At 55.7% G+C, this 13462-nt stretch carries 16 protein-coding genes; 14 read left to right on the plus strand and 2 right to left on the minus strand.

Annotated elements, in window-relative coordinates:
* Positions 1–11 precede the first annotated feature (11 nt).
* From fliS to amyA, 3 genes are all read left to right on the plus strand, one after another.
* Entirely contained in the window at positions 12–419 is a 408-nt protein-coding gene (gene fliS, locus OGY35_RS22805; protein WP_125368324.1) for a flagellar export chaperone FliS, read from the plus strand.
* The gene (gene fliT / locus OGY35_RS22810; RefSeq protein ID WP_042318296.1) at positions 419–790 is read left to right on the plus strand and encodes a flagella biosynthesis regulatory protein FliT; all 372 of its coding nucleotides are present in this window, start codon (positions 419–421) and stop codon (positions 788–790) included. Before fliS ends, fliT begins: the two co-directional genes overlap by 1 nt.
* 68 nt (positions 791–858) lie before the next feature.
* Positions 859–2349, plus strand: a complete 1491-nt coding sequence (gene amyA, locus OGY35_RS22815) for an alpha-amylase (protein WP_286633524.1) — start codon at positions 859–861, stop codon at positions 2347–2349.
* A 36-nt stretch (positions 2350–2385) separates the two neighbouring features.
* Here the strand turns inward: amyA and yedD are convergent, their stop codons facing one another.
* On the minus strand, positions 2386–2799 hold the full coding sequence (gene yedD / locus OGY35_RS22820) for a lipoprotein YedD (protein WP_286633733.1): 414 nt from the start codon (positions 2797–2799) through the stop codon (positions 2386–2388).
* A 164-nt stretch (positions 2800–2963) separates the two neighbouring features.
* Between yedD and yedE the strand changes: the two genes are divergently transcribed.
* The 4 genes from yedE (at position 2964) to OGY35_RS22840 (ending at position 5878) form a co-directional block, all read left to right on the plus strand.
* Positions 2964–4190 (plus strand): selenium metabolism membrane protein YedE/FdhT, encoded by a 1227-nt coding sequence (gene yedE, locus OGY35_RS22825; protein ID WP_353655500.1) that lies wholly within the window; start codon positions 2964–2966, stop codon positions 4188–4190.
* Positions 4187–4420 (plus strand): sulfurtransferase-like selenium metabolism protein YedF, encoded by a 234-nt coding sequence (gene yedF, locus OGY35_RS22830; protein ID WP_178824051.1) that lies wholly within the window; start codon positions 4187–4189, stop codon positions 4418–4420. Before yedE ends, yedF begins: the two co-directional genes overlap by 4 nt.
* Before the next feature lie 123 nt (positions 4421–4543).
* Positions 4544–5152, plus strand: coding sequence for an acyltransferase (locus tag OGY35_RS22835; RefSeq protein ID WP_286633526.1), 609 nt, complete (start codon positions 4544–4546; stop codon positions 5150–5152).
* 12 nt (positions 5153–5164) lie between these two features.
* Positions 5165–5878, plus strand: coding sequence for a CatB-related O-acetyltransferase (locus tag OGY35_RS22840; RefSeq protein ID WP_286633527.1), 714 nt, complete (start codon positions 5165–5167; stop codon positions 5876–5878).
* 49 nt (positions 5879–5927) lie between these two features.
* On the opposite strand, the gene fliE is transcribed toward OGY35_RS22840, so the two are convergent.
* Positions 5928–6242 carry a flagellar hook-basal body complex protein FliE gene (gene fliE / locus OGY35_RS22845; RefSeq protein ID WP_178824049.1) on the minus strand — a complete coding sequence of 105 codons (315 nt, stop codon included), beginning with the start codon at positions 6240–6242 and terminating at the stop codon, positions 5928–5930.
* Positions 6243–6458: 216 nt separating this feature from the next.
* Between fliE and fliF the strand changes: the two genes are divergently transcribed.
* The 7 genes from fliF to fliL all read left to right on the plus strand — a co-directional run bounded on the left by fliF (position 6459) and on the right by fliL (position 13462).
* A complete protein-coding gene (gene fliF / locus OGY35_RS22850) occupies positions 6459–8162 on the plus strand; it encodes a flagellar basal-body MS-ring/collar protein FliF (RefSeq protein ID WP_286633528.1) in 1704 nt (567 codons plus the stop codon).
* Positions 8155–9153: a flagellar motor switch protein FliG gene (gene fliG / locus OGY35_RS22855; RefSeq protein WP_042318283.1), complete on the plus strand. Its 999-nt coding sequence runs from the start codon at positions 8155–8157 to the stop codon at positions 9151–9153. Before fliF ends, fliG begins: the two co-directional genes overlap by 8 nt.
* Positions 9146–9850: a flagellar assembly protein FliH gene (gene fliH / locus OGY35_RS22860; protein ID WP_152403963.1), complete on the plus strand. Its 705-nt coding sequence runs from the start codon at positions 9146–9148 to the stop codon at positions 9848–9850. Before fliG ends, fliH begins: the two co-directional genes overlap by 8 nt.
* The gene (gene fliI / locus OGY35_RS22865; protein ID WP_152403961.1) at positions 9850–11220 is read left to right on the plus strand and encodes a flagellar protein export ATPase FliI; all 1371 of its coding nucleotides are present in this window, start codon (positions 9850–9852) and stop codon (positions 11218–11220) included. Before fliH ends, fliI begins: the two co-directional genes overlap by 1 nt.
* A 21-nt stretch (positions 11221–11241) precedes the next feature.
* Positions 11242–11685, plus strand: a complete 444-nt coding sequence (gene fliJ, locus OGY35_RS22870) for a flagellar export protein FliJ (RefSeq protein WP_042318278.1) — start codon at positions 11242–11244, stop codon at positions 11683–11685.
* Positions 11682–12893 (plus strand): flagellar hook length control protein FliK, encoded by a 1212-nt coding sequence (fliK, locus tag OGY35_RS22875; protein WP_286633529.1) that lies wholly within the window; start codon positions 11682–11684, stop codon positions 12891–12893. Before fliJ ends, fliK begins: the two co-directional genes overlap by 4 nt.
* Before the next feature lie 104 nt (positions 12894–12997).
* Positions 12998–13462 (plus strand): flagellar basal body-associated protein FliL, encoded by a 465-nt coding sequence (gene fliL, locus OGY35_RS22880; RefSeq protein WP_043000286.1) that lies wholly within the window; start codon positions 12998–13000, stop codon positions 13460–13462.

A 13462-nucleotide genomic window follows, 5' to 3' on the forward strand; every position in this document is an offset into this window, starting at 1 on the left:
CAGAGGTAAACATGTATACCGCGAGCGGTACCAAAGCTTATGCGCAAGTCAGCGTGGAAAGCGGCGTGATGAGTGCGAGTCCACACCAGTTGATCGAAATGTTGTTTGATGGCGCAAACAGTGCCCTGGTGCGCGCTCGCCTGTTTTTAGCGCAAGGTGATATTGTCGCCAAAGGGGAAGCACTCAGTAAGGCTATCAACATCATTGATAACGGTCTGAAAGCGGGACTGGATCAGGAGAATGGCGGCGAAATCGCTGACCATCTCTCTTCGCTGTATGACTATATGATCCGTCGTTTGTTACTCGCTAATTTACGCAATGACAGTCAAGCCATTGAAGAAGTGGAAGGGTTACTCGGCAACATTGCGGAAGCCTGGAAACAGATCTCACCGAAAGCATCTTCCCAGGAGTCTCGTTAATGACCTCAGCCGTGGAGTTTATCAACCGTTGGCAGCGCATTGCGCTGCTCAGTCAGTCGCTGCTCGAATTTGCGCAGCGGGGTGAATGGGACCTTTTACTGGAGCAGGAAGTCTCCTATCTGCAAAGTATTGAAGCGGTCGTTGAAACACAAACTCCACCGGGCATGACACGCAGTATCCAGGATATCGTTGCCAGCCATATCAAACAGACGCTGGATAACGAAGAGCACCTGAAAGTTTTACTGCGCCAACGGCTCGATGAGCTCAGTGGTCTGATCGGTCAGTCAACGCGTCAGCAGTCGCTCAATAATGCTTATGGTCGGCTTTCTGGCATGCTGCTGGTGCCCGATGCCCCCACTGCCCCGCAATAATTCCCGCTACGTTGGCAAAAATCTTCCATACTCCAGAGGTCGTCTAAAAGACTTCTGGAGCACGGAAGATGAAAAACCCCACCTTATTGCAGTTCTTCCACTGGTATTACCCTGACGGAGGCAAACTCTGGCAGGAAGTCGCAGAGCGCGCAGATAGCCTCAATGATATCGGTATCAATATGGTCTGGCTGCCCCCCGCCTATAAAGGCGCGTCAGGCGGTTACTCCGTCGGTTATGACTCTTACGATCTGTTTGATCTCGGCGAATTCGATCAAAAAGGCACCCTCGCGACCAAATATGGTGATAAGGCGCAGCTGCTTGCGGCTATCGACGCGCTGAAGAAAAACGACATCGCGGTGCTGCTCGACGTCGTGGTGAATCACAAAATGGGGGCGGACGAGAAAGAGGCCATCCGCGTACAGCGGGTCAACGAAGAGGATCGCACGCAGATAGCTGATGAGATCATCGAATGCGAAGGCTGGACGCGTTACACCTTCCCGGCGCGGGGCGGTCAGTACTCTCAGTTCATCTGGGATTTCAAATGCTTTAGCGGTATCGACCACATCGAAAACCCTCACGAAGACGGCATCTTTAAGATAGTCAACGACTACACCGGCGAGGGCTGGAACGACCAGGTCGATGACGAACTGGGCAATTTCGATTACCTGATGGGCGAAAATATCGATTTTCGTAATCACGCCGTCACTGAGGAGATTAAATACTGGGCGCGCTGGGTGATGGAACAAACCCAGTGTGACGGTTTTCGCCTCGATGCGGTCAAACACATTCCGGCCTGGTTCTATAAAGAGTGGATTGAGCATGTTCAGGAGGTGGCGCCGAAGCCGCTGTTTATCGTCGCCGAATACTGGTCGCACGAAGTGGATAAGCTGCAAACCTATATCGAACAGGTGGAAGGCAAAACGATGCTGTTCGACGCCCCGTTACAGCTTAATTTTCATGAAGCGTCGCGCCAGGGCCGTGATTACGACATGAGCCAGATCTTCAGCGGTACGCTGGTGGAAGTCGATCCGTTTCACGCCGTCACGCTGGTCGCCAATCACGACACCCAACCGTTACAGGCGCTGGAGGCGCCGGTTGAAGCGTGGTTTAAACCCCTGGCCTATGCGCTCATCCTGCTGCGGGAAAATGGCGTACCGTCGGTTTTCTATCCCGATCTCTATGGCGCACATTATGAAGATACCGGGGGCGACGGGGAAACCTATACCATCGACATGCCAGTCATTGAGCAACTCGACGAACTCATTCTTGCCCGCCAGCGTTTCGCCCACGGCATTCAGACGCTCTGGTTTGATCATCCCAACTGCATTGCGTTTAGCCGCAGCGGGACGGATGACGATCCCGGTTGCGTGGTGGTGTTATCCAATGGCGACGACGGCGAAAAGACGCTCGCGCTGGGCGCAAACTACGGCAATAAAACGTGGCGAGATTTTCTCGGCAACCGGAGCGAAAGCGTGGTCACGGATGAGAACGGTGACGCCACGTTTTACTGCAACGCTGGCAGCGTCAGCGTATGGGTAATTGAAGAGGTGATCTCGTGAAGCGCCCCGACAGGGATGTCTGTCGGGGACAACACATTACGGTAGCGGCGTCGGCAGCGGCGCTTTCTCCAGTGCGGCGGCACATTCCAACGTTGGGCGATCCACGCGTCGCAAGGTCATCCCGTCATATTCCAGGGTATTCCCTTCCCGCTCGATCTCGTAAAGTTCACGTTTGACCGTTACATTGGTGACGTCGTCGGACAGCATCGTCAGCTTACCCGGCAGCGCAATCACCCTCTTCCACTGGCGACAGTCGAGCGTATCCCCCTCTTTGGTTACCACCAGGCTGGCAATGGCTTCCGGGCTCACCAGTTTGCGTTGCGGTCCGTCAGTTTGCCAGTACCCTTCCAGCCCTGCGGGCGCTGGCGTTTTGACAACATTATTGTAATTTTCCACCTCGGCGCATCCTGCTAGCATCAGTAATGCCCCAACGACTGCACATTTTTTCATCATTCATCCTGCATGCGAAGAAAAGAGGATTGTGGCATTAAAGCCCTGCTGTCGCCAGCCTTTCGCGGTGCCCGCCGAACTTTGATCCATTCGGAATTACCGCTTAATAGTACCAGGCAAAATCACCACAGTGGTGTACTATCCGCATTCTTGTATCACACCTTCTGAGTTCAGAGGCAAAACCCATGTCATGGCAACAATTCAAACACGCCTGGTTAATTAAATTCTGGGCACCTGTCCCTGCGGTCATCGCGGCAGGTATTCTCTCTACTTACTATTTCGGCATCACCGGTACCTTCTGGGCCGTCACGGGTGAATTTACCCGCTGGGGCGGACAAATCCTGCAACTGTTTGGCGTCCATGCGGAAGAATGGGGCTACTACAAGCTGATCCATCTGGAAGGCACTCCGCTCACCCGCATCGACGGGATGATGATCCTCGGTATGTTCGGCGGTTGCTTCGCGGCAGCGTTGTGGGCCAACAATGTCAAACTCCGAATTCCACGCAGCCGCATCCGCATCATGCAGGCGGTGTTGGGCGGGATCATCGCCGGGTTCGGCGCGCGTCTGGCGATGGGTTGCAACCTGGCAGCGTTCTTTACCGGTATTCCTCAGTTCTCCCTGCACGCCTGGTTCTTTGCCGTGGCAACGGCCATCGGTTCCTGGTTCGGCGCACGATTCACCCTGCTGCCGATGTTCCGCATCCCGGTTAAAATACAGAAAGTCTCCGCCGCGTCGCCGCTGACGCAAAAGCCGGAGCAGGCGCGCCGTCGTTTCCGTCTCGGCATGCTGGTGTTTATCGGTATGGTAGGCTGGGCGCTGCTGACCGCCATGAACCAGCCGAAACTGGGTCTGGCGATGCTGTTCGGCGTTGGCTTTGGTCTGTTAATCGAACGTGCGCAGATTTGCTTCACCTCCGCCTTCCGTGACCTGTGGATAACCGGACGAACCCATATGGCAAAGGCGATCATCTTCGGGATGGGCGTCAGTGCGATCGGTATTTTCAGCTACGTACAACTGGGCGTAGAAGCCAAAATCATGTGGGCGGGCCCGAATGCGGTGATCGGCGGACTGCTGTTTGGTTTTGGTATCGTGCTCGCTGGCGGGTGTGAAACCGGCTGGATGTATCGCGCGGTGGAAGGCCAGGTACACTACTGGTGGGTGGGTCTTGGTAACGTCATCGGCTCAACGATTCTGGCTTACTACTGGGATGACTTCGCCCCTGCGCTTGCCACCAACTGGGATAAAATCAATCTGCTCAACACCTTCGGTCCGCTCGGCGGCCTGCTGGTAACCTATCTGCTGCTGTTTGCAGCCTTGATGTTCATCATCGGCTGGGAAAAACGCTTCTTCCGTCGCGCCGGGCTGACCCCTGCTAAGGAATCCGCATGAAAAAAATTGTTCCTGATTATCGCCTTGATATGGTCGGTGAACCCTGCCCTTACCCTGCTGTGGCAACACTGGAAGCGATGCCACAACTGCAAAAAGGGGAAATACTGGAAGTGGTCAGCGACTGCCCGCAGTCCATCAACAACATTCCGCTGGATGCCCGTAACCACGGCTACACCGTGCTGGATATTCAACAGGACGGACCGACGATTCGTTATTTAATTCAGAAGTAATAAAACGGGGAACAAAGCGGTTCCCCGTCGTTTATTCCCCCGTTTGTCTGGCTCGCCACCTTATATGCTATTCATGCGAACTTTCGCGTAATCACCCTCTCATCGCTCAAATAAGGGGTTACCATGCGCCAGAATCCGTTTGATCCCGGTTATTACAATGAGAATGAACTCCAACAGTTCGGCTTTAAATCGGTTGGCACGAACGTCCTGATTGCCAAAAACTGCACTATTATCGGGCTGGAAAATATCACTATCGGTGACCATGTCCGTATTGATGGTTTCAGTACGCTGATTGCTGCTGGCCAAGGTTTCTTGCATATCGGAAGCTATGTGCATATTGGTGGTTATTGCGCTTTGTTCGCTGGCGCTGGGGTTGCGTTAAGTGATTTTAGTGGTTTGTCGCAAGGCGTAAAAATTTACAGTACCAGCGACAACTACGATGGTTCGGTCATGACCAATCCGACTGTGCCAGCTATTTATACCGGAGTTAAAAAGGCGCCTGTCACTGTCGGTAGACATGCCATCATAGGTTCCCTATCCGTCGTCATGCCCGGCGTAACCATTGCCGATGGTTGCGCTATCGGGGCCAATTCATTAATTACAAAAAATACTGAAGAGTGGAGTATTTATTTTGGATCACCGGCAAAACGGTTGAAAACACGCCGAAAAACACTGCTTGAAAGTGAAACACTTTTGCTCAACGACGCTGAATCAAGGCGTCAACAAAAATGATTAGGTGAACGGGTGAATATTGAAACAGAAAAAGACTGTCTGGGGGCCGACCCAAACCATGCAATGGCAAAACATTTTGACGTACTGACCTATCAGGACGGGCTATTTAGCACCCTACCTAAAGGTTTCTTTCAGGACTGGCTCGGAATGCCTTCGGATATCGGAACTCTGTATATTGGTAAATGTTCAGGTTTTGGTGTCGGTTCTATCGTTAAATATGATGCAGGAAGGCAAAGTTTACGGGTTGGCCGTTTTGTGTCCGGAGGCTTACGCTTAAAGTTTCTCCTCAATGGTCAACATGAAATGAAAACCATGTCGACCTCCATGTTTTCATATTTTCATCCCGAACTGAGTAATCCACCACCGCCGCAATACGGTGATACGGTCATTAAAAATGACGTCTGGATTGGCGATGAAATGCTGATGCTGGGCGGTGGCGAAATTAATAATGGCTGCATTATTGGCGCGCGAGCAGTCCTTCCACCAAATTTTCGCTCGGAGCCCTACGGTATTTATGCGGGCAATCCTGCGCGTTTAATTCGTTTTCGCTTTTCCGACAAGATTATTGAGTCTCTGCTTGAGTTAGCGTGGTGGGATCAACCCGACCTGGCAAATTGGCTTAAAAGCATTAACCCATATTTCCTGCAAGACTTTACAAAAGATGAGGCAAGAACACTCGCTCTTCTCGACGAGATTAAAGCTCGCAAAGTGAAATGGCAGGCTTAATACGTTAGATCTGCCCGGTAGTCAATTGGATACCGGGCCAGTTCAGCACCTACACCTGCATACTCATGACTTCCTGGTAGGCCGATACCAGTTTATTTCGCACCTGGATCCCCATCTGCATAGAGACTGAGGCTTTTTGCATATCGGTCATCACATCGTTAAGCGCAATTCCCGGCTCACCCAGCGTGAATTTTTCCGCCTGTGTGCGGGCGGCGGTTTGCGTATCGCTGATGCGGTCCAGCGCCGCGTGCAGTTGACCGGCAAAACTCACGGTCGGCTGCGGCAGTGTCTCCTGCGCCCGGGCACTCATCGCCGTGGCCTGGAGCTGGCTGATGACCCCTTCAATCCCCTGTATTGCTGACATGATAATCCCCTGGATGGTTTTCTACGCAGCAGAGATTACCAGTTTGTCAATAAGATAAAGGCGCTAAATAACGCTATAAAACCCCGGTTTTTACCGCATAGAAAAAAACGAAACCGCAAATAATGAGACCGTCAATTTTTCGATTTTGCTGACCCGGGAGTGAGTCTTGTTCCACTTTGCAAATAAAGCCGTCCACGAACAGTCACGAGGTGCGAGATGAACGCGACTGCATCGGCTGCAACCCAACCTAAACCTCTCGAGTGGCTTAATCGCCTGCGTGCGAATCCCAAAATTCCTCTGATTGTTGCGGGCTCTGCTGCCGTCGCCATTATTGTGGCGATGGTGCTGTGGGCCAAAGCGCCTGACTACCGCACGTTGTTCAGCAATTTATCCGATCAGGATGGCGGGGCTATCGTCACCCAACTGACCCAGATGAATATCCCGTACCGCTTCTCGGAAGGCAGCGGTGCGATTGAAGTTCCGGCAGAAAAAGTCCATGAACTGCGCCTGCGCCTGGCGCAACAAGGACTGCCAAAAGGCGGTGCGGTGGGCTTTGAACTGTTGGATCAGGAAAAGTTCGGCATCAGCCAGTTTAGCGAGCAGGTGAACTACCAGCGGGCGCTGGAAGGCGAACTGGCGCGTACTATCGAAACGCTTGGCCCGGTTAAACGCGCGCGCGTGCATCTGGCAATGCCTAAGCCGTCCCTGTTCGTACGTGAACAGAAATCCCCTTCAGCCTCGGTTACCGTCAATCTGGAGCCGGGACGCGCCCTGGATGAAGGGCAAATCAGCGCGGTCGTGCATCTGGTTTCCAGCGCGGTGGCGGGTCTGCCACCGGGTAACGTGACGCTGGTCGATCAGGCAGGTCATCTGCTCACCCAGTCAAACACCAGCAGTCGCGATCTGAACGATGCTCAGTTGAAATACGCCAGCGACGTGGAAGGCCGCGTCCAGCGCCGTATCGAATCGATCCTGTCACCGATTGTCGGTAACGGGAATGTCCATGCGCAGGTGACCGCGCAGTTGGATTTCGCCAATAAAGAGCAGACGGAAGAGCAGTATCGCCCCAACGGCGATGCCTCTCAGGCCGTGCTGCGTTCGCGTCAACTGAACGAAAGCGAGCAAATTGGCTCAGGTCTGCCGGGTGGCGTGCCGGGGGCGCTGTCCAACCAGCCTGCGCCGGCGAATACGGCACCGATCACCACGCCGCCAGCGAATCAGCAAAATGCACAAAATGCGCAGAATGCACAAAACGGACAGAACGCACAGCAGCAGACGGCCACCAGCGCCAGTACGGGTCCGCGTAATACTCAGCGCAACGAAACCAGCAACTATGAAGTTGATCGCACTATCCGCCATACAAAAATGAACGTCGGCGACGTACAGCGTTTGTCCGTCGCGGTGGTTGTGAACTACAAAACGTTGCCGGATGGCAAACCGCTGCCGCTTACCGCCGATCAAATGAAACAGATTGAAGATTTGACTCGCGAGGCAATGGGCTTCTCAGACAAGCGCGGCGACACCCTGAACGTGGTCAACTCACCGTTCAGCGCCACGGATGACGACGCGGGCGAACTGCCGTTCTGGAAACAGCAGCTGTTTATCGAACAATTGATCTCTGCCGGTCGCTGGCTGCTGGTGCTGTTGGTGGCGTGGATCCTGTGGCGTAAAGCGATTCGTCCGCAGCTGACACGTCGTGCTGAAGAGGCGAAGGCCCTGCAGGAACGCGAGCAGATCCGTCAGGAGACCGAAGAAGCCGTTGAAGTTCGCCTCAGTAAAGATGAGCAGACTCAGCAGCGCCGGGCAAATCAGCGTCTGGGCGCAGAAGTGATGAGCCAGCGCATTCGCGAAATGTCAGATAACGATCCGCGCGTCGTGGCGCTGGTCATTCGCCAGTGGATGAATAACGATCATGAGTAATGCTCTTTCCGGTACCGATAAAAGCGTCATCCTGCTGATGACCATTGGCGAAGATCGCGCGGCGGAGGTGTTCAAACACCTCTCCCAGCGCGAAGTACAAACGCTGAGTGCGGCAATGGCAAACGTCCGCCAGATCTCCAACAAACAACTGACCGACGTGCTGGCGGAGTTTGAGCAGGAAGCCGAGCAGTTTGCCGCCCTGAACATCAACGCCAACGAATATCTGCGTTCGGTGCTGGTGAAAGCGCTGGGCGAAGAGCGAGCGTCCAGCCTGCTGGAAGATATTCTCGAAACCCGCGATACCGCCAGCGGCATTGAAACGCTCAACTTTATGGAACCGCAAAGCGCCGCCGACCTTATCCGCGACGAACACCCGCAGATTATCGCCACCATTCTCGTGCACCTCAAACGCGGTCAGGCGGCGGATATTCTGGCACTGTTCGACGAACGTCTGCGTCACGATGTCATGCTGCGTATCGCCACCTTTGGCGGCGTACAGCCCGCCGCGCTGGCGGAACTGACCGAAGTGCTCAACGGCCTGCTCGACGGCCAGAACCTCAAACGCAGCAAAATGGGCGGCGTAAGAACGGCGGCAGAAATTATCAACCTGATGAAAACGCAGCAGGAAGAAGCGGTTATCACCGCGGTGCGCGAATTCGACGGCGAGCTGGCGCAAAAAATTATCGACGAGATGTTCCTGTTCGAAAACCTGGTGGATGTGGACGACCGCAGCATCCAGCGTTTGCTGCAGGAAGTGGATTCCGAGTCGCTGCTGATCGCCCTGAAAGGCGCGGAACAGCCGCTGCGCGAGAAGTTCCTGCGCAACATGTCGCAACGTGCGGCAGACATCCTGCGAGACGACCTCGCCAACCGTGGTCCGGTGCGTTTGTCGCAGGTGGAAAACGAGCAGAAGGCCATTCTGTTGATTGTGCGTCGTCTGGCGGAGACCGGCGAGATGATGATTGGCAGCGGCGAGGATACCTATGTCTAACGAGCTGCCGTGGAAAATCTGGACCCCGGACGATCTCGCGCCGCCGCTGGCTGAATTTGTGCCCATGGAGCACAACGATGACCCCGTGCCAGCAGAGGATGAGCCAGAGATCAGTGCGGAACAGCAGCTCGAGCAGCAGTTAGCGCAGCTGAAAATTCAGGCCCACGAGCAAGGTTACAACGCGGGCCTTGTGGAAGGTCGGAAGTCCGGTCATGAACAAGGCTATCAGGAAGGGCTGGCGCAAGGACTGGAACAGGGCCAGGCGCAGGCGCGCTCCCAACAGGCACCGCTTCATGCGCGGATGCAGCAACTGGTCAGCGAATTTCAGCACACGCTGGACGCACTGGACAGCGTGATCGCCTCGCGTCTGATGCAGATGGCGCTGGAAGCCGCGCGTCAGGTGATTGGTCAGACGCCCGCGGTGGATAATTCCGCTTTAATCAAGCAGATCCAGCAGCTCTTACAGCAGGAGCCCTTGTTCAGCGGCAAACCGCAACTTCGCGTCCACCCGGATGATTTGCAGCGCGTAGAAGACATGCTCGGCGCCACCCTCAGCCTGCACGGCTGGCGTTTGCGTGGCGATCCGACCCTGCACCACGGCGGCTGTAAAGTCTCTGCAGATGAAGGCGATCTTGACGCCAGCGTCGCGACCCGCTGGCAAGAACTGTGTCGTCTGGCCGCGCCGGGAGTGATCTGATGACTTCACGCCTGACCCGCTGGTTGACGACGCTGGACAACTTCGAAGCCAAAATGGTGCAGCTTCCGGCCGTTCGTCGCTATGGGCGACTGACCCGCGCCACCGGTCTGGTTCTGGAGGCCACAGGGTTACAGCTGCCGCTTGGTGCGACCTGCGTGATTGAACGCCAGGAGGGAACCGAAACCCGCGAAGTGGAAAGTGAAGTGGTGGGCTTTAACGGTCAGCGGCTGTTTCTGATGCCGCTCGAAGAGGTCGAAGGCATTCTGCCCGGCGCGCGCGTCTACGCCAAAAATATCGCCAGCGAAGGGCTGCAAAGCAGCAAACAACTGCCGCTGGGTCCGGCGCTGTTAGGTCGTGTGCTCGACGGCAGCGGCAAACCGCTCGACGGTCTGCCCTCCCCTGATACCACGGAAACCGGGGCGCTGATTACCCAGCCGTTTAACCCGTTGCAACGTACGCCGATTGAGCATGTGCTGGATACCGGCGTGCGCCCGATCAACGCCCTGTTAACCGTTGGTCGCGGCCAGCGTATGGGGCTGTTCGCCGGTTCCGGCGTCGGGAAAAGCGTACTGCTCGGCATGATGGCGCGCTATACCCGCGCTGACGTCATCGTCGTCGGACTGATTGGCGAACGTGGTCGCGAAGTGAAAGATTTTATCGAGAACATTCTCGGTGCCGACGGTCGCGCGCGTTCGGTGGTGATCGCTGCCCCGGCGGACGTTTCGCCATTACTGCGCATGCAGGGTGCCGCTTATGCCACCCGTATTGCGGAAGATTTTCGCGATCGCGGTCAGCACGTACTGCTGATCATGGATTCCCTGACCCGTTATGCCATGGCCCAGCGTGAAATCGCCCTGGCGATCGGTGAACCGCCAGCCACCAAAGGCTATCCGCCTTCGGTGTTCGCCAAACTCCCGGCGCTGGTTGAACGCGCGGGGAATGGGATCCACGGCGGCGGCTCAATCACCGCATTTTATACGGTGCTGACCGAAGGTGACGATCAGCAGGACCCGATTGCCGACTCGGCGCGCGCTATCCTTGACGGTCACATTGTGCTGTCGCGTCGTCTGGCGGAAGCCGGGCACTACCCCGCAATCGACATCGAAGCGTCGATCAGTCGCGCGATGACGGCGCTGATTACGGAACAACACTACGCCAAAGTGCGTCACTTCAAGCAGCTGTTGTCGAGCTTCCAGCGCAACCGCGATCTCGTCAGCGTCGGCGCTTATGCCAAAGGCAGCGATCCAATGCTCGATAAAGCCATCGCGTTGTGGCCACAGCTGGAGGCGTTTTTACAGCAAGGTATTTTCGAACGCGCTGACTGGGAGGATTCCCTGTCGGCGCTCGATCTGATTTTCCCGACGGTGTGATAAAGCAGGAGGGTAAGGGTCATGGCTGAACATGGTGCACTGGCAACGCTCAAAGATCTCGCCGAAAAAGAGGTAGACGATGCTGCGTTGCTGTTAGGTGAAATGCGCCGCGGTTTTCAGCAAGCGGAAGAGCAGCTCACGATGCTGCTCGACTACCAGAATGAATACCGTAGCAACCTCAACAACGATATGAGTCAGGGGATTGCCAGTAATCGCTGGATTAACTACCAGCAGTTTATTCAAACCCTGGAAAAAGCGGTGGAACAGCATCGCCAGCAGTTAACGCAGTGGACGCAAAAAGTGGATGTGGCGCTGAACAGCTGGCGTGAAAAAAAACAGCGACTTCAGGCCTGGCAGACCTTACAAGACAGACAGAACGCGGCAGCCTTACTGGCTGAAAACCGCCTGGATCAGAAAAAAATGGATGAATTTGCGCAGCGTGCAGCAATGAGGAAACCAGAATGATCACTTTGCCCCAAATGGCCACAACTGACACAGACCTTATCACCGGCCTGTCGTCCGGGAAAACGGCGGACTCCGCCCAGGATTTTCTGGCCCTGTTGGCCGGCGCGTTAGGCGCAGGTGACGCACAGGGTAAAGACGCGCCGCTGACGTTAGCCGATTTGCAGGCCGCCGGCGGCAAGCTGCAAAAGGGCCTGTTGACGCAGGACGGCGACTCCTCGCAGGCCGTTAAGCTGGCCGACCTGTTAGCCGCCAAAGAGGGACAGTCTGAAGAGGTGCAAAAAGGGTTGAGCGACGCACAGGCCCTGCTGTCCGCGCTGACCCCCACGCAGAAGCACAGTGCGCTGGCAGCTCTGCGCCAGACCGCACAAAACAATGAAGACACCTCAGCACTGAGCGATGACGATCTCGCCAACCTTAGCGCCCTTTTCGCCATGTTGCCGGGCCAACCGGGAATGACGACACCGCCGGTAACCGTCGGTGAGAAAGTGAGTGCACTGAGCGCTTCGCTTAGCGCCGATCCCCGCTCGCTCGCGCAGGGCGCAGGCAGTTCATTGACCCGTGACGACGCGAAAAAGGGCAAAGTGGATAGCACACCGCAGGTTATCGCTGCGGAAAACGCTAAAGGCCAGGTGGTCACCTCGCCTGTGGTGGCTGCTGCCACCGCAAACGCCGAGATCGACAGCACGCCTTCCCCCGTGACGCCGGGCATTGCCATGACCACCACCACACATTCCGCATCGCAGCCGCCGCCCACCAGCGCGGCACCGGTTCTGAGCGCACCGCTGGGCAGCCATGAATGGCAACAATCCCTGAGTCAGCACATCACGCTATTTACCCGCCAGGGTCAGCAGAGTGCGGAACTGCGTCTGCATCCGGAAGATCTCGGTCAGGTACAGATCTCGCTTAAGCTTGATGATAACCAGGCACAGCTACAGATGGTTTCAGCCCATAGCCACGTTCGCGCGGCGCTGGAAGCCGCCCTGCCGACGCTGCGCACACAGCTGGCAGAAAGCGGCATTCAGTTGGGGCAAAGCAGCATCAACAGCGAGAGTTTCGCCGGCCAGCAACACTCCTCTTCCCAACAGCAGCAAACGGCTCGCACACAGGGACAGGCTCTGCACATGGCCGATGACGAGAGTGAGCTGGCCGTTCCCGCTTCGCTCCAGTCCGCCGCACGCGGTAACGGCGCCGTCGATATCTTCGCCTAACGCCAGAGGTAGCATGATTATCCGCGTCTTTTCCACGCTTTGCCGTGGTCAGGACACGGGATAATCAGCCGATAAGCTGTACCGAAACAGGAAGCCCGTATCAGATGACTGATTCCGCGATTAGCAAAAAGAGCAAACGCTCAATTTGGATCCCGCTGCTGGTAATCATTACCCTTGCCGCCTGCGCAACCGCAGGCTATAGCTACTGGCGTATGCAGCAGCATCCCACCCCGGCGGCGAATGAACCACCGCCACCGCCTGCACCGGTGTTCTTCGCCCTGGATACGTTTACCGTAAATCTGGGCGATGCGGATCGCGTACTGTATATCGGCGTGACGTTGCGGCTGAAGGATGAAGCCACGCGCACGCGCCTGAACGAATATTTGCCGGAAGTCCGTAGCCGTCTGCTGCTGCTGTTTTCTCGTCAGGACGCCAACGCGCTGTCTACCGAAGAAGGTAAGCAAAAATTGATCGCGGCGATTAAAGAGACGCTTTCCCCTCCGCTCGTTGCCGGACAACCCAAACAGGACGTTACCGACGTGCTGTACACAGCTTTCATTCTGCGGTAA

Source organism: Citrobacter sp. Ct235 (genome assembly GCF_030332305.1).
Lineage (GTDB): Bacteria > Pseudomonadota > Gammaproteobacteria > Enterobacterales > Enterobacteriaceae > Citrobacter_A > Citrobacter_A telavivensis.